The following is a 23175-nucleotide window of genomic DNA, read 5'->3' on the forward strand; positions in this document are numbered from 1 at the left end:
GCCCATGCAAGACCACTGGCAAGACTGCCCCGTGCCGCCGATGCGGCACGAGGCCTGGTTCGGCGACCGCGTGGTGGCTGCCTTCCATCCGCGGCCGGCCAATGTGTGGGCGATGTTCGCCGCAGCCGCCCAGCGCACACCACAGGCCGAGGCGGTGGTGTGCGGCGCGGTGCGGCTGTCCTATGCCGACTGCGATGCCGCCGCTGCCCGGCTGTCGGCCGGCCTTGCAGCTCAGGGCATCCGCCCGGGCGAGCGCGTGCTGCTGTTCATCGACAACCGGCCCGAGTTCGTGCTGGTCTTTCTGGCGCTGCAGCGGCTGGGCGCCATCGCCGTGCCGGTGGGCGTGCGCGAGCAGCGCCCCGGCCTGGCCTACATCGCCCGGCAATGCGGCGCGGCCGCCATCGTCATCGACGCCGATCTGGCCGACCGCGCGCCGCGCGGCGACGAGGCGCCCGATCTGCGCCTGCACATCAGCATCGGCGGTGCGGCGGGCTGCCAGCCACTGGCCCCGCTGCTGGCCTGTGCCGACAAACCGCCGCCGGTGCACCAACCGGCCGAGCAGGATGTGGCGGTGATCCTCTACACCTCGGGCACCACCGGTCACCCGAAGGGCGCGATGCTGACGCACGCCAACATCGTGCACTCGGTGCTGCACTACCAGGCCGGCATGCGGCTGCGCACGGCCGCGCCGGGCACGCCGGGCGAGCGCTCGGCCCTGGTGGTGCCGGCCAGCCATGTCACCGGCCTGGTGGCGGTGATCCTGACGATGCTGCACCTGGGCGGCTGCGTGGTGGTGGTGCCTGCCTTCAAGGCCGAGCCCACCATCGCCCTGCTGGCCGCCGAGCGCATCAGCCACGCCATCATGGTGCCGGCGATGTACAACCTGTGCCTGATGCAGCCCGGCTTCGCCACGGCGGATCTGTCGGCCTGGCGCATCGGCGGCTATGGCGGCGCGCCGATGCCGGTGGCCACCATCGATGCGCTGGCCGCCCGCCTGCCCCAGCTGACGCTGGTGAACGCCTACGGCGCCACCGAGACCACCTCGCCCACCACGATGATCCCCATGGGACGGACCCGCGGCCATGCCGACACCGTGGGCGTGCCGCTGCCCGCGGCCCGGGTGAAGGTGATGGACGATGCCGGCTGCGAAGTCCCCGCCGGCGACACCGGCGAGCTGTGGATCGCCGGCCCGATGGTGGTGCCCGGCTACTGGGCCAACCCCGCCGCCACGGCCGCATCCTTCACCGCTGGCTACTGGCATTCGGGCGACCTCGGCTCGGTCGACGACCAGGGCTTCGTGCGGGTGTTCGACCGCAAGAAGGACATGCTCAACCGCGGTGGCTACAAGATCTACTCGGTCGAGGTCGAGAACGTGCTGATGGCCTGGCCGGGCATGGTCGAGGCCGCCATCGTCGGCCGGCCTTGCCCGGTGCTGGGCGAGCGGGTGCATGCGGTGGTGCATGCGGCGCAGGGCAGTGCCAGTCGGGGCGACGACGCCGCGCTGCGTGCCTTCTGCGCTGCCCGCCTGGCCGACTACAAGGTGCCGGAGACCATCGCCTGGCGCGCCGAACCACTGCCGCGCAACGCCAACGGCAAGCTGATGAAGCGGCTGCTGCGCGACGAGCTGACCGGCGGCTGAGCCCGCCGACCCGCCGCCAGCCATCCGCAACCAATCGCCACCGCGGGTAACCGGGGGTAAGGCCGGCTGCGCCAGTCGCTGCCCTGCGCCTACCATCGGGGCATTGGCACACCCGTGCGAAAGCCGGGGTCGCAAAGTTCCCGGTCTAACGCCGCCCTGCCCTGCAGTGCGGCCACGGCAGCGGGGCCGCACTGCAGATGCTTCGTCATCGGCGCTGGGTCCCGACGCTCCGGGTGATCCACCGTACCGCCCGAGGCCCTGCATGACCGCTGTCTCCCGTCTCTCCACCACCTTGTCGGCGCTGGCCCTGCTGCTGGCCGCCACGCTCGCCACACCTGCCACGGCGGCCGGTCCGGCGGAACCTGCCGCCACGTCCCGGCTGGGCACGGAAGCCCGGGTGCCGCACCGCGACAAGGGTGCCTTCCCGCAATTGATGCTGCGCGAGCGCGAGGCGCGCGGCCAGCGTGCGGTCGACCAGCTGGGCGCCCGGCTGCCCGAACTGGCGGCCTGGTACGGCAAGTCGGCCGACGAGTTCCGCGCCCACCTGCTGAACGACCGCAGCTGGCGGCTGGACCAGCGTGGCCGGGTGTTCATCGTGGAGGAGATGGACCGGCCGCTGCCGGCAACAGCGCCCACGGCGGCCGCATCCAGCCTGATCGACGGCACGCTGCTGCCGCTGGACCAGACCTTCCTGCTGCACAGCAAACCCGGCGCGGCCCGCACCATCTACCTGAACTTCAAGGGCGCCACCCTCAGCGGCACCGCCTGGAACAGCGCCGGCACCACGATCAACGCGTTGCCGTTCGACCTGGACGGCATCCCCTACAGCTTCTCGACCGCCGAGCTGCAGCGCATCCAGGCCATCTGGCAGCGGGTGGCCGAGGACTACGCGCCGTTCGACGTGAACGTCACCACCGAGGCGGTGCCGGCCGACCGCATCACCCGCGCCGGCAGCACCGACACGGTGTTCGGCACCACGGTGCTGATCACCAGCAGCACCGGCGTGTACAGCTGCAGCTGCGGCGGCGTGGCCTACCTGGGCGTGTTCGATGACACCAGCGACTTCTACAAGCCCGCCCTGGTGTTCTACAACCAGCTCGGTGCCGGCAACGAGAAGTACGTGGCCGAGGCCATCTCGCACGAGGCCGGCCACAACATGGGCCTGGGCCATGACGGCACCGCCACCGTGGGCTACTACACCGGGCACGGCAGCGGCGCCACCGGCTGGGCGCCGATCATGGGTGTGGGCTACTACCAGGCCCTGGTGCAGTGGAGCAAGGGCGAGTACGGCGGCGCCAACAACACCCAGGACGACTTCGCGGTGATGCAGAGCAACGGCCTGCCGTTGCGGGCCGACGACCACGGCAACACCGCCGCCACCGCCACCGTGCTGAGCGGTACCAGCGCCGGCGGTCTGAGCACGCTGACGGCCCAGGGCGTGATCGAACGTTCCAGTGATGTCGACATGTTCAGCTTTGCCGCCGGCGCCGGCTCGGCCAGCTTCACCGTCAGCCCGGCAGCGCGCGCGCCCAACCTCGATGCGCTGGTCACGCTGCGCAACGCCGCCGGCACGGTGCTGGCCACCATCAACCCGGCCGATGCGGTGGGCGCCAGCTTCAGCGTCACCCTGCCGGCCAGCGGCACCTACACCCTGGCGGTGCAGGGCACCGGCAAGGGCGACCCGCTGGCCACCGGCTACAGCGCCTATGGCAGCCTGGGCCAGTATGCGGTGGCTGCCACCGTGGCCACACCGGGCAGCCTGGCGCCCACGGCGGTGATCGGCGCCTCGGCCCTGCGCGGCACGGCACCGCTGACCGTGGCCTTCAACGGCGCCGGCTCCAGCGATGCCGACGGTGCCGTGGTGGCCTGGGACTGGGCCTTCAGTGAAGGCGGCACCGCCGCCGGCAGCAGCACCAGCCGCACGTACACCGCGCCCGGCAGCTACACCACCACACTGCGGGTGACCGACAACGCCGGCCTGAGCGCCAGCGCCAGCGTCACCGTGACCGTGGACGCCCCGGTGGTGGTGCGGACCATGCGCGTGGCCGACATCGCGATGGGTCTGGTGCCCGGCAGCAACGGCGCGGCCCAGGCCTCGGCCGCCGTCAAGGTGCTGGACAGCGACGGCCGACCGGTGGTCGGCGCGGCCGTCAACGGCCAGTGGAGCGGTCTGGTGTCGCGCAAGAGCCTCTCGAACACCGATGCCAACGGCGTCGCCCGCTTCCTGTCGCCCAGCACCCGGGCCACCGGCAACAGCTTCCGCTTCGCCGTCACCGGTGTCAGCCGCAGCGGCTACACCTATGCGCCGCTGACCAACACCGAGACCAACGACAGCATCGCCCGCTGATCCGGCCCCACCGCAGCGGCCCGCACCCCCGGGCCGCTGCGGATGGGCAGACCCCCGCCCCAGCGGCTACCCTGCAAACGGCGCGTCCAGAGACCGGCATCTCCCGGCACGACGCGCCCGCTGACGCCCCGCGTCAGCCCCCGCAGGAGACGCCCATGACCCCACGTTCCGCCCCACCCCGCCGCTGGCTGGCCACGCTGGCCGCCGGCGCCCTGGTGCCCCTGGTCAGCCTGGCGCTGGCCGGCAGCGCCTTCGGCCAGGCCAAGGCCGAGGAAGAGCCCTTCTGGGCCAAGGGCCGGCCCAAGGCCGGCACCGGCGCGCAGCTGGCCCCGGTGCCGGCCTTCCCCATCCCCACCGCCGCGGCAGACCTGCCGCTGGCCAAGATCAAGCTGCCGCCCGGCTTCAAGGCCGAGGTCTGGGCCAGTGGCATCCTCGATGCCCGCGGCATGCGCCAAGGCGACAAGGGCACGGTCTTCGTCAGCTCGCTGTTCGTCGCCGGCAAGATCTACGCGGTGACCGACCAGGGCGGCAAGCGCACCGTCAAGACCATCGCCGAGAAGCTGTTCCTGCCCAACGGCATCGAGTTCCACAAGGGCAGCCTGTACGTGGCCACGCCCAAGGACATCACCCGCTACGACGACATCGAGGCCAAGCTCGATGCGCCGCCCAAGCCGGTGATGGTCTACGACAAGCTGGCCGGCGAGATCCCGCACGGCTGGAAGTTCATCAAGATCGGCCCCGACGGCAAGCTCTACGTGCCCACCGGCGCACCCTGCAACATCTGCGAGGACAAGGAGGGTTTCGCCGTCATCCAGCGCATGAACCTCGACGGCAGCGGGCTGGAGACGGTGGCCAAGGGTGTGCGCAACACCGTGGGCTTCGACTTCGACCCCAAGGACGGCAGCCTCTGGTTCACCAACAACGGCCGCGACTGGCTGAGCGAAGACCTGCCCAACGACACCCTCAACCGGGTCGGCCAGCCCGGCAAGGACCACTTCGGCTACCCGTACTGCCACCAGGGCGACTTTGCCGACCCCGAGTTCGGCTGGGGCAAGGACTGCAAGACCTACACCCAGCCCGCCATGCTGACCGGCCCGCACGCCGGCACGCTGGGCATGCGCTTCTACACCGGCAAGATGTTCCCGGCCAAGTACCAGGGCGCGATCTTCATGGCCCGCCACGGCCCCTGGAACCGCACCCAGAAGTTCGCCGACATCCTGGTGGCCTGGCCGGACGGCAAGGGTGGCATCGCCCGGTCGGAGCCGTTCATGACCGGCTTCGTCGAGAACAACGCCTACCTCGGCCGGCCGGTCGACGTGCAGGTGCTGAAGGATGGCTCGATGCTGGTCAGCGACGACCACAACGGCGCCATCTACCGCGTCAGCTACCAGCCGTGAGGCGGGCGCTTCGGCGGGCGCTGCTTGCTGCGGCCGGCCTGCTGCCGGCAGCGGCCTGGCCCCAGGCCACGGTGGCGTCCTATGCCGAGCGCTATGCCGCCCAGTGCGCCGCCTGCCACGGCGCGCAGGGCGTCAGCACGCTGGCGCAGACGCCCTCGCTGGCCGGCCAGCCCAGCTTCTACGCGATCACCCAGCTGTTCCTGTTCCGCGACGGCCGACGCGACAGCGGCCCGATGACCGCCATCGCCAAGACGATGAGCGACGACGACCTGCGCGGCTTCGCCGATGCCATCGGCAAGCTGCCGCCGGCGCCGCCCGCGGCCACCAGCCCGCCCGATGCCCAGCGGCTGGCGCGCGGCGCTGCCGCGGCCCAGCGGCTGCACTGCCTGGGCTGCCACGGCAGCCAGGGCGAGGGCGCGCGCCAAGTGCCACGCGTGGCCGGCCAGCGCGAGGACTACCTGCTGCTGGCGCTGCGCGGCTTCCGCGCCGGCACCCGGGCGGGCTACCAGCCGGCGATGACCGAGGCCATGGCAGGCGTGGCTGCCGACGAGCTGGATGATCTGGCCCACTTTCTCGCCCATCTGCCGGTGCAACCAGGCGCGCGCCCCTGACTGGCGGCCGCAACACCTGCGGGCCACAGGCGGCGCCGGCATGACCCCAGCCGACGCAAAAAAGCCCGCCGAAGCGGGCTCTTGACCGACGGAAGACGTGCGGGCTCAGCGCGCGCGGCGGCGTGCCAGCAGGCCCAGGGCGGCAACCCCGGCCAGGAGCATGGCGTAGCTGGACGGTTCGGGAACCGCCGACACCTGGATCAGCTGCCCGCGGACCGCGCCGCCGGGGTTGAGCGTCGTGTGCACGTTGACGTACGCCAGGCCGCCCTGCAGCATCTGCAGGAAGCTCATCGCCGCGTAACCCTGGTTCACGCTGCTGGCCGGTGTCGACGCGATCGATGGCGCAAGGATGTTGCTGCCACCCACCAACAGGGTGCTGCCGGCGTTCAGGGCCGTGAACAGGGGGCCGTCCAGCGACACCCGGACCGGGCCATTTTCCGTGGCGCTTGCAGCACCGTGGATGTGGAACGCATTCGCCGCCTTGCCGCCCGTGCCGCCGGTCAGCCCGAAGACCGACATCGCGAAATCGTAGGTGTCGTCCAGCAGCGACACGGTGCCTTGTGTGTCATAGGCGAGGATGGCGATGCCGGAGCCCGGGCCACCGACCGTGGGCAGCACCTCGTTGGCACCCGAGAGCGACGCATTGAAGGTGTACACCACGGCGTGGGCGCTGGGGGCAGTGATCGTCAGCGTCGCGAGCGCGGCCAGACTGAGCAACGTCTTTTTCATGGACGGCAACCTGTTGGGAGCGTGAAAAATGTCAAACAGGAGCGTAGTGCAAGCCGACGGCGTCTTCAATGACCCTTCCGCCGCCATGCGCCCCCCTGAGCAAGGGGGGGCACCTTGTCCTGGCCGCCCGCCGGGCGCGGCACGGACCACCGGATAGCATCGGGCCCATGACCCGCGCCGACGCCATGGGCTTGCTGCTGGCCTTCATCGCCCGACTGATCACCGGGGCGCAGGGCCATTGGAAGGGCTGCCCGCCCAAGGCCGAGCAGCGCATCTACTTCGCCAACCACCAGAGCCACCTCGACTGGGTGCTGATCTGGGCAGCGTTGCCGCGCGAGCTGCGCGCCAGCACCCGGCCGATCGCCGCACGCGACTACTGGACTGCCGGCCGCTTCAAGCACTGGATCACCCGCGAAGTGTTCAACGCCGTCTATGTCAGCCGCCAGCGCACCGACGACCAGGATCCGCTGGAGCCCCTGGTCGAGGCGCTGCGCAACGGCGATTCGCTGGTGATCTTTCCGGAAGGGACACGCAGCAACAAGGGCCTGCCGCAGCCGTTCAAGAGCGGCCTCTACCACCTGGCCCAGCAGTTCCCGCAGGTGCAGCTGATCCCGGCCTGGATCGACAACGTGCAGCGCGTCATGCCCAAGGGCGAGGTGGTACCGGTGCCGATCCTGTGCACCGTCACCTTCGGCACGCCGGTCGCGCTGGGCGAGGGCGAGGACAAGCGCGACTTCCTCGCCCGGGCCCGCGCCGCGGTGGTGGCGCTGCAGCCGGTGGAATCGCAGCTGCAGACCAGCGCCGGATGAACGCGCTCAAGTCCTGGAGCGCCGACCAGCAGGTGGCGCTGCTGTTCGTCATCCTGTTCGGCCTGCTGCTGCTGGCCAGCGCGGCGGTGGCGCTGCTGACGCTGCGCGAGCGCAGCGGCGCCCAGCTCGACCACCATGACCGCCTGCGCCGCGAGCTGCGCGCGGTGTGGGTGGGCGCGGTGCTGTTCTGGGCGGCCTGGGTGTCGGGGCCGGCCGGCGCCACGGTGCTGTTCGGCGTGGTGTCGTTCCTGGCGCTGCGCGAGTACGTCACCCTGGTCAAGACCCGCCGCGGCGACCACCGCAGCCTGCTGCTGGCCTTCTTCGGCGTGCTGCCGCTGCAGTACGTGCTGGTGGCCAACCGCAACTTCGACCTGTTCTCGGTGTTCATTCCGGTCTATGTGTTCCTGGCCATCCCGGTGGTCAGCGCGCTGGCGGGCGATCCGCAGCGCTTCCTGGAGCGCAACGCCAAGATCCAGTGGGGCATCATGGTCTGCGGCTACGGCCTCAGCCATGCGCCAGCGCTGGTGCTGCTGGACTTTCCCGGCCATGCCGGGCGCGGCGCCTTCCTGCTGTTCTTCCTGGTGGTGGTGACCGCCGGCGCCCAGCTGGCGCAGACGGCCGCCAGCCGCCGCCTGCGCCGCCGGCCGGTGGCCCGCCACATCGACCGCAGCTTCTCGCTGCGCGCCTGGGGCATCGGCATCGCCGCAGGCGCGGCGCTGGGCGTGGCGCTGTTCTGGATCACGCCGTTCAAGGCCGGCCAGGCGCTGGCCATGGCCGCCATCGCCGCGGCCGCCGGCACGCTGGGCGAACTGGTGATGAGCGCGCTCAAGCGCGATGCCGGCGTGCGCTACTGGGGCAACACCAGCTCGGTCACCGGCGCGGTGGGCCTGCTCGACCGGGTGGCGCCGCTGTGCTTTGCGGCGCCGGTGTTCTTCCACTCGGTGCGCTGGTACTTCCAGCTCAAGCCCTGAATGGCGACAACCTGATGCGCATCCTCGGCATCGACCCTGGCCTGCAGCGCACCGGCTTCGGCGTCGTCGACATCGACGGCGCGCGCCTGACCTACGTGGCCAGCGGCACCATCAGCACGCTGGAGGTGGCGCGCGGCAACCTGCCGGGCCGGCTGAAGGTGATCTACGACGGCGTGGCCGAGGTCAAGCGCCGCTATGCGCCGCAGGCGGCGTCGGTGGAGATCGTGTTCGTCAACGTCAATCCGCAGAGCACGCTGCTGCTGGGCCAGGCCCGCGGCGCGGCGCTGGCCGCGCTGGTCAGCGACGACCTGCCGGTGGCCGAGTACACCGCGCTGCAGATGAAGAAGGCCATCGTCGGCCATGGCCTGGCCACCAAGCCGCAGATCCAGGAGATGGTCATGCGCCTGCTGCAGCTGCCCGGGCTGCCGGGCAAGGATGCGGCCGACGCGCTGGGCCTGGCCATCATCCATGCCCATGCGGCGCGCCACTTCGAGGCGCTGGGCGGCGCGAAGCAACGGCGCAGCCAGGGTCAGTACAAGGCCGGTCGCACCTACTGACGGCTTGCGCGACACTCACGCGAACCCGAAGGAGCCTGACCATGCGCGCCACCCTCTGCCTGACCGCCGCCGCCCTGCTGGCCTGCGCCCTGCCGCTGCAGGCGGCTGACACACCCGCACCCGCCCCCCGTGCCGCCGCGCCGGCAGCCGACCCGCTGGGTGCCGCACGCGCCCGCATCGCCGCCAACGACTGGCCCGGCGCGCTGAACGCGCTGAGGGCCGTGCGCGACGAGCGCAACGCCGACTGGCACAACCTGATGGGTTTTGCCCTGCGCAGCCAGGCCACACCCGACTACGCCACCGCCGAGCAGCACTACAACGAAGCCCTGCGCATCAATCCGGCCCATCGCGGCGCGCTGGAGTACGCGGGCGAGTTGTACCTGAAGACCAACCGCCGCGCCCAGGCCGAGGCTCAGCTGGCCGCGTTGGCCAAGGCCTGCCCGTCGGGCTGCCCCGAGCTGACCGACCTGAAGGACGCACTGGCCCGCGCCAAGCCCTGAGCGGCCTGCGGCGCAGCAGCCGCTACCAGACCAGGATGATCCCCTGGACCACCTTGGTGAAGATGGCGATGTCGAAGGTGCCCAGGAACACCACCACCGCCCAGTGGTAGAGGGCCTTGGCCCGGGCCAGGGGCACCGGCTCGCCGGTGCCCAGATGCAGCGCGAAGAAAAAGGCCGCCGGCAAGGCCGTCAACGCCAGCAGCACACCACCCACCCAAAACAGCACAGTCATGCGGCCAAGGCTACAGCATCAGAGCGAGCCGCTCGAGGATCAGCACGCCAAAAAACCCCATGGCCGCCAGCAGGGCCCACTTCAGCAGCAGCATGCCGCGCCGGCGCCACACCACCTGCCCGGTGCCGATGGACATGGCGAAGCACAGCAGGCTGGCCAGCAACAGCAGGCCGAAGACCAGGCGGAAGATCAGCATCGCTGGTCCGCCCTCACCAGGCAGGCGCCAGCTCGGCGAAGCCGGCCGGCGCGTCGGCCGCGTTGTCGAAGCTGACCAGTTCCCAGGCCGACGGCCGCGACAGCAGTTCGCGCAGCAGCAGGTTGTTCAGCGCGTGGCCGCTCTTGTAGGCGGTGTAGTGGGCCAGCATCGGGTGGCCGGCGTTGTACAGGTCGCCGATGGCGTCCAGGATCTTGTGCTTGGCGAACTCGTCGTCGTAGCGCAGGCCGTCGGCATTGAGCACGCGGCTGTCGTCGACGACGATGGCGTTGTCCATGCTGCCGCCCAGCGTGAGGCCGCGTGAGCGCATCGCCTCCACATCCTTGGTGAAGCCGAAGGTGCGGGCGCGGGCGATGTCGCGCTTGTAGCGGCCCGAGCCCATGTCGAAGGTGACGCGCTGGCCGGTGGCGTCGACCGCTGGGTGCCCGAAGTCGATCTCGAAGCTGAGCTTGAAGCCGTGGTACGGCTCCAGCCGGGCCCACATCAGGCGCTTGCCCTCGCCCTGGCGCACCTCCACCGGCTCCTTCACCCGCAGGAAGCGCTTGGGCGCATCCTGCAGCGCGATGCCGGCGCTCTGCAGCAGGAAGACGAAGCTGGCGGCCGAGCCGTCGAGGATGGGCACCTCGTCGGCGGTGATGTCGACCTGCAGGTTGTCCAGCCCCAGGCCGCAGCAGGCGCTCATGAAGTGCTCGATGGTCTGCACCTTGGGCGCGCCGGGGTCGCCACCGGCCGAGATGGTGCTGGCCATGCGGGTGTCGCTGACCGCGTCGCAGCGCACCGGGATCTCCACCGGCACGGCCAGGTCGACGCGGCGGAAGACGATGCCGGTGTCCGGCGGCGCCGGGCGCAGCGTCAGCTCCACCTTCTGGCCGCTGTGCATGCCCACGCCCACGGCGCGGGTGATCGATCGGAGGGTGCGTTGCTGCAGCATGAGGGCCGGATTGTCCCGCAGATCGGCCGGGCCCGCGGCCGCCGTCAGTGGGGCAGGCGGCGCAGTTCGTCGAGCAGGCGGGCGCGTGCGGCCGGGTCGTCCACCGCTTGGGCCAGCCGCTGGATGAAGGCATCGCGCTGCGGCGCCGCGGCCAGGGCCTTCTTCACCAGCAGCGGCGCGATCGGGCCGACCTGGCGGGCCAGCAGCCGCTGGGCCGCCTCGACCATGGCCGCGCTGGGCGGCGCCAGGCCGGCGCTGCCGCCGGTGCTGGTGGGCGCCGGCTGGGTGGGGTGGCGCGCGCTGGCGGTGTGGGTGTTGGTGGGCGCGCCGGTGTTCGTGGGCATGCCCGGCCGGCTGCCGGTGCCGGTGGCCGCGGGCTTGCCGGTGCCGGTGGTCAGCGTGGCCGATTCATGGGCGAAGGCCAGGCGGGCGGTCGGGTCGGTCACCTGCTCGGCCAGGCGGGCGTACAGCGTGGGCAGGTCGGGGCAGCCGCGGGCCACCCGCTTGACCAGCACCGCCGCCATCGGCCCCACATGCCGGCCCAGCCGGGCCGCGGCCAGGGCCAGGTCGTCAGGGCTGAAGCCGGTGGGCAGGCTGGAATTGGTGGCCAGGTCGCCCGGTGCCACCAGCGGTGGCGGCATCAGCGCGGTGATGGTGGCGTTGGAGATGCTGTCGGGGTGCAGGCGGCCCATCGCTGCTTCCAGCGCGTCCATGAACTGCACCGCGTTGGCGAAGCGGTCTTCGGCGCGCTTGGCCAGGGCGCGGGTCAGCAGCTCGTCATAGGGCGCCAGTCGGTGCAGGCCGGGCAGGCGCGAGGGCAGCACCAGCGGCTCGTGCACCGCCTTGTACATGATGGTCTCGGGCGGCCCGCTGAACGGCACCCGGCCGGTCAGCATCTGGTAGAGCACCACGCCGGTGGCGTACAGGTCCACCCGCCGGTCCACGGCCAAGCCCTGGAAGCGCTCGGGCGCCATGTAGGCCGGCGTGCCGATCAGGCTGGCGGCCTGGGTGAGGTCGGCATTCTCGATGCGGGCGATGCCGAAGTCCGACACCTTGACCTTGCCGCTGGGCGTGATGATCAGGTTCGACGGCTTGATGTCGCGGTGCCACACGCCCTGCTCATGGGCATGGTCCAGCGCCTCGAGCAGCTGGCCGATGATGCTGGCGACATCGTCGTCGTTGATGTCCAGCCGCTCGCTGACGGCCTGGGTGATGTAGCGGCTCAGGGTGTTGCCGCGCACGTACTCCATCGCGATGTAGTCGACGCCGGCGTCGCGGCCGAAGTCGTACACCGCGACGATGCCGGGGTGCTGCAGCCGGCCGGCGGCCTGGGCCTCGTTGCGGAAGCGGTCGGCGTACGACACGCCCTGCCCGGCGTCCGCGTCAGCGGCCACCCGCATCGTCTTGATCGCCACCTCGCGTTGGATGTCGGGGTCGAAGCCCTTGTAGACGATGCCCATGGCGCCCTCGCCCAGCACGCCGGTGACGCGGTACTTGCCGAGACGTTCAGGGTGGGCCATGGAGGACGTGCGTTGGGCAGGCGCGGCGGACGGCTCAGTCGTCCAGCATCTTCATCGCTTGCACCACGCTGGCGCGCATGCGGGCGAAGCTGGCGGCCAGCACCCCGATCTCGTCGCGGCTGCTGGCGGCGAACTCGGGCGCGGCCAGGTCGCCCTGGCTGACCCGGTCGGCCAGCGCCGACAACTGGGTGACCGGCTGCACCACCAGCTTCCAGATCATCAGGTTCAGCAGCAGGCCGACCACCACGAACACGCCCACCAGCGAGCCGATGAACAACTTGAAGGAGCGCTCGGCCCGGGCCAACGGCACGTCCATCGGCACCGACACGATCTGCGCGCCCACCACCTCGTTGAGCTGCCAGCCGAAGCCGTTGGCCGGGCCGTACTTCGCCACCATCGTCTTGGGCGCCGCCTCCACGCTGCTGTGGCACTGCAGGCAGGCCGGGTTGGTGATGCGCAACGGCCGCGCCACGTAGAGCGAGCGGCCGGCCGGCGTGTCGCGCTGGCCGACGAATTCCTTCAGCTCACCGGCATTGCGGAAGTGGCTGACGATGTCGACCTCCCAGCCCACGGCGCGGTCGCGCGGGTTGGTGGGGTTGAGCGTGGCTTCCTTGTAGGCGTATTCGGGGTACTTGGCGTGCAGCGCGTTCTGCACCTCGGTGGCCGAGTAGCTGGGCACCGCCTGGGGCAGGAACTCATGCTCCATCTGCGCCTGCAGCAGCTTGGTGATCTGCCCGGCGGTGTAGCCACGCACCGCGGTGGCGCTTTCCATCAGCAGCCGGGCGTTGTTCTGCACCTCCTCGCGGGCATTGGCCTGCAGCAGGTCGCGGGTGATCCAGCCGCTGATGGCGATGCCCACGGTCACCACGCTCACGAAGATCAGATTGAATTTGGCCAGCAGCTTCATCGACATCCTTCCGCGGACCCGCCGGCCCGGTTGCGGCGCCAATTCTCACGCAAGTTGCAGGCCCCGCCGCTGCACCAGCCTGGCGCAATGTGGCCCGCCAGCCTCCGGGAAAACCGCCGCACACCACCACCGCGCCCCGTGCAAGATGGTTGCCACAACAACCCCGGCGCGGCGCGCCGACCCAGCAGGAGACAGCGATGGCCGATTCCAGTGCGACAGCAGGGGGCGCGCGCGCCGCCGATGTGGATGTGGTGGTGGTGGGCGCGGGCTTTGCCGGCCTGTACCTGCTGCACAAGCTGCGGGGGCTGGGCTTCCGTGTGCAGGTGCTCGAAACCGCCGACGACGTGGGCGGCACCTGGTACTGGAACCGCTACCCCGGCGCCCGCTGCGACATCCCCACCACGGATTACACCTACAGCTTCGACCCGGCGCTGGAAACCGCCTGGACCTGGTCGGAGAAGTACGCCACCCAGCCCGAGATCCTGCGCTACGCCCAGTTCGTGGCCGACCGCTACGACCTGCGGCGCGACATCCAGTTCAACACCAAGGTGGAGGCGGCGCATTGGGATGCTGCGGCCAACCGCTGGCGCATCCGCACCAGCACCGATGCCAAACTCAGCGCCCAGCACCTGGTGATGGCCAGCGGCTGCCTGTCGGTGCCCAAGACGCCCGACATCCCTGGCGCCGGCCGCTTCCAGGGCCCGGTGTATTCCACCGGCCGCTGGCCGCACCAGGGGGTGGATTTCACCGGCCAGCGGGTGGCGGTGATCGGCACCGGCTCATCGGGCATCCAGTCGATCCCGCTGATCGCCGAGCAGGCGGCGCAACTCACCGTGTTCCAGCGCACGCCCAACTATTCCATCCCCGCCGGCAACGGCCCGGTGGCGCCAGAGCGCCGCGCGCCGCTGGAAGCCAACCGCGACGCCTACCGGCTGGCGGCCAAGTGGTCGCGCGCCGGCGTGCCCAGCGAGCCCACCCAGATCTACGGCCGCTACAGCCCGCCCGATGTGCACGCCGAGCGCTTCGAGGCCGCCTGGAAGACCGGCGAGCTGATCCCCATCCTGGGCGTGTTCGCCGACCAGATCCTGTTCCCGGACAGCAACGCCATCGTCGCCGGCAAGGTGCGCGAGAAGATCCGCGCGGTGGTCCACAACCCCGAGACGGCCGAGCTGCTGAGCCCGAAGGACCACCACTTCGGCACCAAGCGTCCCTGCCTGGACACCGGCTACTACCAGACCTACAACCGCCCCAATGTGCGCCTGGTCGACCTGCGCCGGCAGCCGATCACCAGCATCACCGAGACCGGCATCGACGTGGGCGGCGAATCGATGCGCTTCGACGCCATCGTCTACGCCACCGGCTTCGACGCGATGACCGGCGCCATCGTCGCGGTCGACATCACCGGCCGCGACGGCGTCACGCTCAAGGGCAAGTGGGCCGCCGGACCGATCACCTACCTGGGCCTGATGTCGGTGGGCTTCCCCAACTTCTTCATGGTCACCGGGCCGGGCAGCCCGTCGGTGCTGTCGAACATGATGGTGTCGATCGAGCAGCATGTCGACTGGATCAGCGACTGCCTGGTGCGCCTGCGCAGCGACGGCCTCAGCACCATCGAGCCCACGCCCCAGGCCGAGGCCGGCTGGATGCAGCACAGCCAGGACTGCGCCGCGATCACCCTCTTCCCCAGCGCCGACAGCTGGTACATGGGCGCCAACGTGCCGGGCAAGCCGCGGGTCTTCCTGCCCTACGTGGGCGGGGTGGACGCCTACCGCAAGGCCTGCGACGAGGTGGTGGCCCGCGGCGACCTGGGCCTGCGCCGCAGCGGCCCGGCCGGCGAACGCTGCAACGACGGCGTGGTGCGCCAGCTGCAGCCCGACGTGGGCATGGTGCTGGACATGCTGGCGGCGATGAACCTGCCCACCTTCGATTCCATGCCGCCGGAGGCCGCACGCGCCTTCCTGGCGCAGCTGAACGCCGCCCGGCCGCCCGGCCCGGCGGTGGGCGAGGTGCTAGACGGCAGCTTTCCCGGCGCGGCCGGCCCGCTCAACTACCGGCTGTACCGCCCCGCCACCCCCGGCCCGCATCCGGTGGTGCTGTACTACCACGGCGGCGGCTGGGTGCTGGGCAGCGCCGACAGCGACGACCCGCTGCTGCGCGACCTGTGCGTGCGCAGCGGCTGCCTGATCGTCTCGGTCGACTACCGCCATGCGCCCGAGGCCTGCTTCCCCGCCGCGGTGGACGACGCCATGGCCGCGCTGCGCTGGGTGTCGGCGAACGCCGAATCGCTGGGCGGCGCGCCCGGCCCGGTGGCCGTGGCCGGCTGGAGCGCTGGCGGCAACCAGGCGGCGGTGGTGTGCCAGCTGGCGCGCGACCAGGGCGGCCCGGAGAACCCGCAGATTGCCGGCCAGCTGCTGCTGACGCCGGTGACCGACGGCGAGCGCAGCACCGCCAGCTACCGCGAGAACGCCGAAGGCTATGTGCTGACCGCGTCGCTGATGCAGTGGTTCTTCGACCATTACGCCGACGAAGCCGACCGGCACGATCCGCGCATCGCCCCACTGCGCGCCAAGTCACTGGCCGGCCTGCCGCCTGCCTGCATCGTCACCGGCCAGTTCGACCCGCTGCGCGACGAAGGCGCCGCCTACGCCCGCGCGCTGGAGGCCGCCGGCAACCGGGTGCAGCACATCGCCGCGCGCGGCCACACCCACACCTCGCTGACGATGATCGACGTGGTGGTCTCGGGCGAGCCGGTGCGGGCGCAGATGGCTGCAGCCTTGCGCGGCTTTTTTGCCCGATCCACGGTGGCGGCCTGAGCGCGAGGATGGCGGCATGACACGCACCACCCCCTCCCCCACTGTCGACGACCTCGCCGCCCTGGTGCCCGATGGCGCCAGCGTCACCGTGCACAAGGGCGACGAGCCCGATGTGCCGATGGCGCTGGGCCTGGCGCTGATCCGCCGCGGCGTGCGCGGCCTGCACATCGTCACCCTGCCCACCGCGGCCTACCCGGCCAGCGGCATGCTGGTGGATCTGCTGATCGGCGCCGGCTGCGTGGCCAGCGTCGAGACCTCGGGCATCTCGCTGCATGAACTGGGGCCGGCGCCGCGCTTCTCGGCCGCGGTGAAGGCCGGCACGCTGAAGGTGCTGGACGCCACCTGCCCGGCGGTCTACGCCGCGTTGCAGGCCGGCGCCAAGGGCCAGCCGTTCGCGCCGCTGCGCGGCCTCATCGGCTCCGATCTGCTGCGCCACCGGCCGGACTGGAAGGTCATCGACAACCCGGTGGCCGCGCCCGGCACCGGCCCTGACCCGATCGTGGTGCTGCCGGCGCTCAACGCCGACGTGGCGATCTTCCATGCCGCGCGCGCCGATGCCGAGGGCAATGTGTGGATCGGCCGCGACCGCGACCGCCTGCTGGCGGCCCATGCCGCCGACACCGTGCTGGTGACGGTGGAAGAACGCGTGGCCGGCAACTTCTTCGCCGACGAGGCCCTGGCCGCCGGCACGATCCCGGCCGCGCTGATCACCGCGCTGGCCGTGGTGCCCGGCGGCTGCTGGCCGATGGCGCTGGACGGCAGCTGCGACCTGGACGCGGTGCGCCAGTACCAGCAGGCCGCCCGCAGCGACGACGGCTTTGCCGACCACCTGCGCCGCGCGCTGGCGGGCCAGGCGGTGGCCGCATGACCGACGGCACGCCCATCCGCCCCGAGGAGCTGTACGCCAGCACCATCGCCGACCTGCTGGCCGGCGTGCGCAACGTGGCGGTGGGCATGCTGTCGCCGATCCCCGGTGCCGGTGCGCTGCTGGCCCGCGAGCTCAGCAGCCAGTCCGCCGGGCCGGCCACGCGGGTCACCATCCTCGGCAGCCAGGCCCACAACCGCTTCACCAACGGTGGCGCCGAGCTGTTCGACCTGGCCGGCCGCGGCCGCATCGACGCGTTCTTCCTCAGCGGCGGGCAGATCGACGGCCAGGCCAACATCAACCTGGTGGGCACCGGAGAATACCCGGCCACACCAGTGCGCTGGTCGGGGTCGTTCGGCTCGGCCTACCTGTACTATCTGGTGCCGCGGGTGGTGCTGTTCCGCTGGGAGCACAGCCGCCGCACGCTGGTGCGGCAGGTCGATTTCATCAGCGCACCAGGCCGGTCGGAGCCCGGCGTGCACCGCCCTGGCGGGCCGGTGGCGCTGATCACCAACCTGTGCCTGTTCCGCTGGCAGCGCGAACAGGGCCGCTTCCTGCTGCAGAGCGTGCACCCCGGCCACACCGTGGAAGAAGTGCGCGACCAGACCGGCTTCGACTTCGACCTGCCAGCCACCGTGCCCACCACCGCCACGCCCGATGCGCACCGCCTGGCGCTGCTGCGCGGGCCGGTGGCGGCGCAGATCGCCGAGGTGTACCCGGCGTTCGCGCAGCAGGTCTTCAGGCTTTCGCCAGCCCTGCCTTGATCAGCAGCGGCTTGACGCTGTTGAAGTAGCCCTCGGCGAAGGCGCGGTACTCGGTGGGGTTCTTCTTCCACGGCACCTGGATGTAGCGGCTGAGCAGTTCCAGCGTGGCGGGGTCGTTGTTGGCGTCGTTGAAGGCGTCGTACAGGCTCTGCACGATGGCCGGCGGCAGGTCCTTGGGGCCGACGAGGCCGTAGGGGCTCTGGCCGATGGCGTCGATGCCACGCTCGCGCAGCGTCGGCACGTTCGGGTACTTGGGCAGGCGGGTCTCGGTCACCATCGCCAGGATGCGGCAGCGGCCGTCGTCGACGAACGGGCCCCACTGCGAGGCATCGGCCAGGAAGTCGATCTGCCCGGCCAGCAGGGCCTGCATCCACTCGGCGCCGCCCTTGTACGGGATGTGGGTGAATTTCGAGCCGACCTTCTGCTCGATCTCGATCATCATCAGGTGGCCCGAGCCGCCGATGCCGCTGGTGCCGTAGGTGTGCTTCTCGGGGCTGGCCTTGCCGGCGGCGAACAGGTCCTCCACCGTCTTCCACGGCGAATCGGCCTTGACCACCAGCGCGAAGGTGTACGACGACAGGCCAGTGATGAAGCTGAAATCCTTGGTCGGGTGCCAGTTCACCGGCTGGTAGTGCGGGTAGCGCAGGCTGTTGATGGTGTAGACCGCCAGCGTGTGGCCATCGGGCTTGGCGGTCATCAGCGCCGCCGGGGCCAGGGTGCCGGCCGCGCCGGCGCGGGCTTCCACCAGCACCTGCTGGCCCAGCACCTTGCCAACCTTCTCGCCCACCAGGCGCATGTGCAGGTCGGTGATGCCGCCCACCGCAAACGGGTTGTAGATGGTGATCGGGCGCTCGGGCTTCCAGCGGGGCGCCTGTGCCAGGGCCAGGCCGGGGGCGGCCAGTGCGGCGCCCAGGCCGGCCACCACGGTGCGGCGACGGGGGTGGGTGGGTTGGTCGGTCATGCCATGCCTCCAGGGTTGAGGCCGTGATCTGACCAGCGCAGCCTGCCTTGCACCATGCGGGATGACGAGCAGGAACCCCGCGCTGGCAACGGGAACCGGTGGCCGATGTCGCCTGCGTGACCGGCCGTCCGCATCAACCGGGCCGCTGCTGGACCGGGCCGGCCATCGCCCGTAGCATCGGCCGCCTCATGGACGACCACCCACCGAACCTGCCCTGGTACCAGCCGATCGGCGACGAGGTGCAGGTGTTCGAGGCCGCCTGGGCGGCGCGCCTGCCGGTGCTGCTCAAGGGCCCCACCGGCTGTGGCAAGACCCGCTTCATCGAGCACATGGCCGCCCGGGTGCGCGCGGCCGGCGGCGGCACCGGCGTGCCGCTGGTCACCGTGTCCTGCCATGAAGACCTGACCGCCAACGACCTGGTCGGCCGCCACCTGCTGCTGCACGACCGCACGGTGTGGACCGACGGCCCGCTGACCCGCGCGGTGCGCAGCGGCGCCATCTGCTACCTCGACGAGATCGTCGAGGCCCGGCGCGACACCACGGTGGTGCTGCATTCGCTGGCCGACCACCGCCGCGTGCTGCCGCTGGAGAAGACCGGCGAGCTGCTGCAGGCCGCGCCCGACTTCCTGCTGGTGGTGTCGTACAACCCCGGCTACCAGACGCTGCTGAAGGACCTGAAGCCCTCCACCCGCCAGCGCTTCGTGAGCCTGGCCTTCGACCATCCGCCGCCGGCCCTGGAAGCCCGCATCGTGGTGCACGAGAGCGGCATCGATGCCACGCAGGCCGACCGCCTGACCGACATCGCCCAGCGGCTGCGTGCGCTGCAGGCCCAGGGCGTGGGCGACGGGGTCAGCACCCGGGCGCTGGTCCATGCCGCCCAGCTGATGCGGCAGGGCATCGCACCCCGCCGCGCCTGCACCGTGGCCCTGGCCGACGCACTGGGCGACGACCCCGCGCTGGCCCAGGCCGCGCGCGAGCTGATCGACGTGCTGCTGCCGTGAGCCCCGGCACCGGCCCGGCGGAGGCCTGGCGGCTGCTGGCCGCCGCGCTGGATGTGCCCGGCCTGCAACTGCAGCCGCTGCCCGGTGCCAGCCGCTGGCGTGGCGGCCTGGGCGATGCCGGCGTGCTGGCGCTGGACCCGGCCGCCGCCCCGGCACGGCAACGCCTGCAGGTGCTGCGCCATGTGCTGGACCGGCAGGCCGACGGCCGCTGGGCGCTGGACGGGCTGGCCGCCGGCCTCGGCCGCCCGGCGCAGGGCCGGCTGCTGCGGCGGCTGTTCCTGTGGCTGGACGGCCGCCGCGTCGATGCCCGGCTGGCCGCCTGCTTTCCCGGTGCGCAGGCCGATCTGGCGCTGGACCCGGCCCCGCGCCTGCCAGCCTGGGTGGCCGCCCACCAGCCGCCCGGCCCGCCACCGGCCACGGCGGCCGCCGCGCTGCAGCAGGCGCTGGACTGGCACCAGCAGTTGCTGGCCTTGGGACGCCGCCGCGTGCGGCGGGCGGCGCCGGCGTGGCTGCGCATCCAGCCTGCCGTGGGCCCGGCCGACCCGGCAGCGGCCGGGCCGCCAGGCCATGGCAGCGCGGCCGGCCCGGGCGCCGGCGGCGCGCCAGCGGCTGCCAGCCCGGCACCGCAGGCGCACGGAGCAGGCATGGTCCTGTCGGAGGCTGACCGGGCCGCTGCCGACCCATCGACGCAGCCGCCAACCGAGGCCATGGGCCAGCCTGCCGCGGGTGGTCGCACCGCGCGGCCACGGCTTGCGCCGGCCGGCCCGGCAGGCGCCGAGGTCCGCACCACCTTGTACGACGAGTGGGATGCCCAGCTGCAGGCCTACCGCCGCCACTGGGTGGCGGTGCACGAGCGCCCGCTGGTCGGCCACGATCTGCAGGCGCTGGCCGATCTGCGCCGGCGGCACGCGCCGCTGGTGCGCCAGATCCGGCAGCGCTTTGCCAGCCCGCTGGCCGGCGCACCGCGGCGCGAACGCCGGCTGAGCGATGGCGATGCAGTGGACCTGGATGCCGCGCTCGATGCCCAGGTGGCCCGCCGAACCGCCCGCGCCGCCAGCGACGACCGCGTCTACCAGGCACGGCCGCTGCACCAGCGCTCGCTCAGCGTGGCGCTGCTGCTGGACTGCAGCAGCAGCACCGGCTTCGCCATCCCCGACCACCAGGCCACGCCGGCCGAGACGGCAGCCGACGATGTGCTCTGGCATGCATTCGGCAGCCGGCAGAACCAGGCCGCGCTGCAGCCGCCGCGGCGGGTGCTGGACGTCACCAAGGACGCCGCCGGCCTGCTGTGCGAGGCGCTGCAGGCCATGGGCGACCGGCATGCGGTCTTCGGCTTTTCGGGCGCCGGGCGGCTGCAGGTCGACATCGACCTGGTGAAGGACTTCGATGCCCCCTGGGCCGCCGCGGCCGGCGCGGCCCTGGCAGCCCTGAAGCCGCAGGGCGGCACCCGCACCGGCGCGGCGGTGCGCCATGCCACCCAGCGCCTGCTGGCCGAGCCGTCGCAGCGCCGGGCGCTGATCGTGCTGTCCGACGGCTACCCGCAGGACCGCGACTACGGCCAGGGCACGCAGGCGCTGCAGCACGGGCTGCAGGACACCGCCCAGGCCTTGCGCGAGGCCCGGCGGGCCGGCGTGGCCAGCTTCCATCTGTCGGTCGACGCCGCGGCGCACGACTACATGCGCCGCATCTGCCCGCCGCACCGCTACTGGGTGGTGGAGGCGGTGGACGCGCTGCCGGCGCGCATGCTGGCGCTGGTGCGGCTGCTGGCGCGGCCGGCCTGACGGCGGGCCGGCGCAGCGGCTCGGGTCAGCCGGTCAGGCGGCCGGCGGCGGCGCGGCGTCCAGCGCCGCCTCCAGCAGCTGCAGCGCTGCGGCGGCAAAGGCCAGCATGTTGGCGGCGCGGTCGCCGTGGCCGGTGCGCAGCATGCGGTCCAGGGCCACCGGGCCGTCCACCGCCAGGCAGCTGTGGCCGGCGGGGTCGCCATAGGTGTTGCCGTCGGGGCCGGCGGCGCCGGTCTCGGCCAGGCCCCAGCTGGCGCGGAAGCGGCTGCGCTGGTGGCGCGCCAGCAGCGCCGCATAGGGCGGGCTGGACGAGCGCATGCCCACGGTGTCGTCCGAGGTCAGCGTGGTCAGCAGCCGGCGCGAGCGGCGGGTGTACAGCACCGCGCCGCCAAAGTAGTAGGCCGAGGCACCGGCCCGCGACAGCAGCGCCGCCGACAGCAGCCCGCCGGCCGAGGATTCGGCCACCGCCAGCGTCTCGCCGCGGGCCACCAGCTTGTCGCCGACGCGCTGGCCCAGCGCGAACAGGGTGTCGAGGTCCATGGCTGTGTCCGTTCTCAGGCTGCCTGGCCCTGGGCCACCGGCGGCACCAGCAGCTGGGTGCGCAGGTGGCTGTGGTCTTCCAGGTGGTAGTCGTTGCGCTGGAACACCAGGCTCACCAGCAGCCGGGGGTGCACCGACGGCGACTGCGCCTTGTGCAGACCGAAGGTGTCCTCGGCAAAGCCCAGGCCGGCCGGGCCGTGCAGCTCGCGCATGGCCGGTGCACCGTAGCCCCGGCGCACCTGCTCGTCGGTCCAGCGCTTCTTCTGGAAGCCTTCCACCGTCAGCTGCTTCCAGCCCGGCCGGTGCGACTGCAGCACGAAGTGGTGCGAGCCATCGCCGGCCTGCACCGGCGTGATGTAGAAGAAGAACTTCAGGAAGGCCCAGTCGTCGATGTCGCGGTGGAAGAAGTGCGCCGCCTTCTTGCGCGTCTTCTCGTCGGCATCGGTCGGGAAGGTCCACCACAGCTGGCGCGACACCAGCTGCGCGCCAGCGCCCAGGTAGGCCTGGGCCACCGCATGCACCTGGGGCGAATCGCAGACCGCCCGCATCGCGGCGCAGCCCTGCTCGGGGTTGAAGTACACCGCCTTCAGGATCGGACGGCCCAGCGCCGCCTCGGCCTGGGTGCGCTGGTGCGGCAGGAAGCCGTGGGCCGGGTTCTCGTAGGCGAAACAGGGCGAGCTGTCGGCCCAGCGTTGGATGTCGGCCACCACGTCGGGGCGCAGCCGCAGGTGCGGCGCCAGGCCATCGCGCTCCAGATCCGCCAGCATCGCCGCGGTGCTGGCGCTGGCCTGCACCGGATCGGCCGCCGCGGTGGGCAGCGGACCGTCGGCCGGCTGGCCCTGCCGCGCCCGGGCCATCGTGGCCCGCCGCACGCCGCTGAACCGGGCGATGCGCTGCATGAACTCGTAACTGGCGCGGGCAAGCAGGGGGCCGGACATGGCAGGTCTTTCGGTGGACGCCGGATGATACGGGCCGGCTGTCACCGAGGCGGTGCACCCGCGGCGCCGGCTTCGGCACACTGGGTCCATGCCCCGCCACCGCCCGCCCCTGCGCACCGCCCGCCGCACCAACCGCCACAACACCCGC

At 71.9% G+C, this 23175-nt stretch carries 22 protein-coding genes and 1 riboswitch; of the genes, 13 read left to right on the forward strand and 9 right to left on the reverse strand.

Annotated elements, in window-relative coordinates; all coding sequences use genetic code 11:
• Positions 1-4: 4 nt before the first annotated feature.
• The 4 genes from FFT10_RS15670 to FFT10_RS15685 all read left to right on the forward strand — a co-directional run bounded on the left by FFT10_RS15670 (position 5) and on the right by FFT10_RS15685 (position 5994).
• A complete protein-coding gene (locus tag FFT10_RS15670) occupies positions 5-1639 on the forward strand; it encodes a class I adenylate-forming enzyme family protein (RefSeq protein ID WP_137733794.1) in 1635 nt (544 codons plus the stop codon).
• Between the two features lie 95 nt (positions 1640-1734).
• Positions 1735-1833: riboswitch (cyclic di-GMP riboswitch) on the forward strand.
• Between the two features lie 68 nt (positions 1834-1901).
• Entirely contained in the window at positions 1902-3986 is a 2085-nt protein-coding gene (locus FFT10_RS15675; protein ID WP_137733795.1) for a PKD domain-containing protein, read from the forward strand.
• Positions 3987-4141: 155 nt separating this feature from the next.
• Complete coding sequence (locus FFT10_RS15680; protein WP_174246117.1) at positions 4142-5383, forward strand: PQQ-dependent sugar dehydrogenase; 1242 nt, start codon at positions 4142-4144, stop codon at positions 5381-5383.
• Positions 5380-5994: a c-type cytochrome gene (locus FFT10_RS15685; RefSeq protein ID WP_137733796.1), complete on the forward strand. Its 615-nt coding sequence runs from the start codon at positions 5380-5382 to the stop codon at positions 5992-5994. The genes FFT10_RS15680 and FFT10_RS15685 overlap by 4 nt, the downstream gene beginning before the upstream one ends.
• 105 nt (positions 5995-6099) lie before the next feature.
• On the opposite strand, the gene FFT10_RS15690 is transcribed toward FFT10_RS15685, so the two are convergent.
• Positions 6100-6723 carry a CHRD domain-containing protein gene (locus FFT10_RS15690; protein WP_162520816.1) on the reverse strand — a complete coding sequence of 208 codons (624 nt, stop codon included), beginning with the start codon at positions 6721-6723 and terminating at the stop codon, positions 6100-6102.
• A 167-nt stretch (positions 6724-6890) separates the two neighbouring features.
• Between FFT10_RS15690 and FFT10_RS15695 the strand changes: the two genes are divergently transcribed.
• Genes FFT10_RS15695 through FFT10_RS15710 form a run of 4 tightly spaced genes read left to right on the forward strand, consistent with a single transcriptional unit; the run spans position 6891 to position 9560 of the window.
• Positions 6891-7532 (forward strand): lysophospholipid acyltransferase family protein, encoded by a 642-nt coding sequence (locus FFT10_RS15695; RefSeq protein ID WP_137733797.1) that lies wholly within the window; start codon positions 6891-6893, stop codon positions 7530-7532.
• A complete protein-coding gene (locus FFT10_RS15700; RefSeq protein WP_137733798.1) occupies positions 7529-8503 on the forward strand; it encodes a phosphatidate cytidylyltransferase in 975 nt (324 codons plus the stop codon). Before FFT10_RS15695 ends, FFT10_RS15700 begins: the two co-directional genes overlap by 4 nt.
• Positions 8504-8517: 14 nt before the next feature.
• Complete coding sequence (gene ruvC, locus FFT10_RS15705; protein ID WP_137733799.1) at positions 8518-9060, forward strand: crossover junction endodeoxyribonuclease RuvC; 543 nt, start codon at positions 8518-8520, stop codon at positions 9058-9060.
• A gap of 41 nt (positions 9061-9101) precedes the next feature.
• Positions 9102-9560, forward strand: coding sequence for a tetratricopeptide repeat protein (locus tag FFT10_RS15710; RefSeq protein ID WP_137733800.1), 459 nt, complete (start codon positions 9102-9104; stop codon positions 9558-9560).
• A gap of 22 nt (positions 9561-9582) precedes the next feature.
• Here FFT10_RS15710 and FFT10_RS15715 read toward each other — a convergent pair whose 3' ends face one another.
• From FFT10_RS15715 to FFT10_RS15735, 5 genes are read right to left on the reverse strand one after another with little or no spacing between them, the layout of a single operon-like run.
• Positions 9583-9792, reverse strand: coding sequence for a hypothetical protein (locus FFT10_RS15715; RefSeq protein WP_137733801.1), 210 nt, complete (start codon positions 9790-9792; stop codon positions 9583-9585).
• A gap of 10 nt (positions 9793-9802) precedes the next feature.
• Positions 9803-9988 (reverse strand): hypothetical protein, encoded by a 186-nt coding sequence (locus FFT10_RS15720; protein ID WP_137733802.1) that lies wholly within the window; start codon positions 9986-9988, stop codon positions 9803-9805.
• Between the two features lie 13 nt (positions 9989-10001).
• Entirely contained in the window at positions 10002-10937 is a 936-nt protein-coding gene (gene lpxC, locus FFT10_RS15725; RefSeq protein ID WP_137733803.1) for a UDP-3-O-acyl-N-acetylglucosamine deacetylase, read from the reverse strand.
• Positions 10938-10981: 44 nt separating this feature from the next.
• Complete coding sequence (locus tag FFT10_RS15730; RefSeq protein ID WP_137733804.1) at positions 10982-12457, reverse strand: serine/threonine-protein kinase; 1476 nt, start codon at positions 12455-12457, stop codon at positions 10982-10984.
• A gap of 34 nt (positions 12458-12491) precedes the next feature.
• Positions 12492-13364, reverse strand: a complete 873-nt coding sequence (locus FFT10_RS15735) for a Tll0287-like and HAMP domain-containing protein (RefSeq protein WP_137733805.1) — start codon at positions 13362-13364, stop codon at positions 12492-12494.
• A gap of 197 nt (positions 13365-13561) precedes the next feature.
• On the opposite strand from FFT10_RS15735, the gene FFT10_RS28760 reads away from it, so the two are divergent.
• From FFT10_RS28760 to FFT10_RS15750, 3 genes are read left to right on the forward strand one after another with little or no spacing between them, the layout of a single operon-like run.
• Complete coding sequence (locus FFT10_RS28760; protein ID WP_137733806.1) at positions 13562-16177, forward strand: flavin-containing monooxygenase; 2616 nt, start codon at positions 13562-13564, stop codon at positions 16175-16177.
• A 16-nt stretch (positions 16178-16193) separates the two neighbouring features.
• Positions 16194-17045: a CoA transferase subunit A gene (locus FFT10_RS15745; RefSeq protein ID WP_137733807.1), complete on the forward strand. Its 852-nt coding sequence runs from the start codon at positions 16194-16196 to the stop codon at positions 17043-17045.
• Positions 17042-17806: a CoA-transferase gene (locus tag FFT10_RS15750; RefSeq protein ID WP_137733808.1), complete on the forward strand. Its 765-nt coding sequence runs from the start codon at positions 17042-17044 to the stop codon at positions 17804-17806. Before FFT10_RS15745 ends, FFT10_RS15750 begins: the two co-directional genes overlap by 4 nt.
• Here FFT10_RS15750 and FFT10_RS15755 read toward each other — a convergent pair.
• Positions 17781-18767 (reverse strand): tripartite tricarboxylate transporter substrate binding protein, encoded by a 987-nt coding sequence (locus FFT10_RS15755; RefSeq protein ID WP_137733809.1) that lies wholly within the window; start codon positions 18765-18767, stop codon positions 17781-17783. The two genes, FFT10_RS15750 and FFT10_RS15755, sit on opposite strands and share 26 nt — an antisense overlap.
• 188 nt (positions 18768-18955) lie before the next feature.
• Between FFT10_RS15755 and FFT10_RS15760 the strand changes: the two genes are divergently transcribed.
• Positions 18956-19768 carry a CbbQ/NirQ/NorQ/GpvN family protein gene (locus FFT10_RS15760; RefSeq protein ID WP_137733810.1) on the forward strand — a complete coding sequence of 271 codons (813 nt, stop codon included), beginning with the start codon at positions 18956-18958 and terminating at the stop codon, positions 19766-19768.
• Complete coding sequence (locus FFT10_RS15765; protein ID WP_137733811.1) at positions 19765-21549, forward strand: nitric oxide reductase activation protein NorD; 1785 nt, start codon at positions 19765-19767, stop codon at positions 21547-21549. Before FFT10_RS15760 ends, FFT10_RS15765 begins: the two co-directional genes overlap by 4 nt.
• Positions 21550-21582: 33 nt before the next feature.
• On the opposite strand, the gene FFT10_RS15770 is transcribed toward FFT10_RS15765, so the two are convergent.
• Positions 21583-22089, reverse strand: coding sequence for a CinA family protein (locus FFT10_RS15770; protein WP_137733812.1), 507 nt, complete (start codon positions 22087-22089; stop codon positions 21583-21585).
• Positions 22090-22103: 14 nt separating this feature from the next.
• Positions 22104-23027 carry a hypothetical protein gene (locus tag FFT10_RS15775; protein WP_137733813.1) on the reverse strand — a complete coding sequence of 308 codons (924 nt, stop codon included), beginning with the start codon at positions 23025-23027 and terminating at the stop codon, positions 22104-22106.
• Between the last annotated feature and the right edge of the window lie 148 nt (positions 23028-23175).

Source organism: Pseudaquabacterium pictum (assembly GCF_005403045.1).
Classification (GTDB): Bacteria; Pseudomonadota; Gammaproteobacteria; order Burkholderiales; family Burkholderiaceae_C; genus Pseudaquabacterium; species Pseudaquabacterium pictum.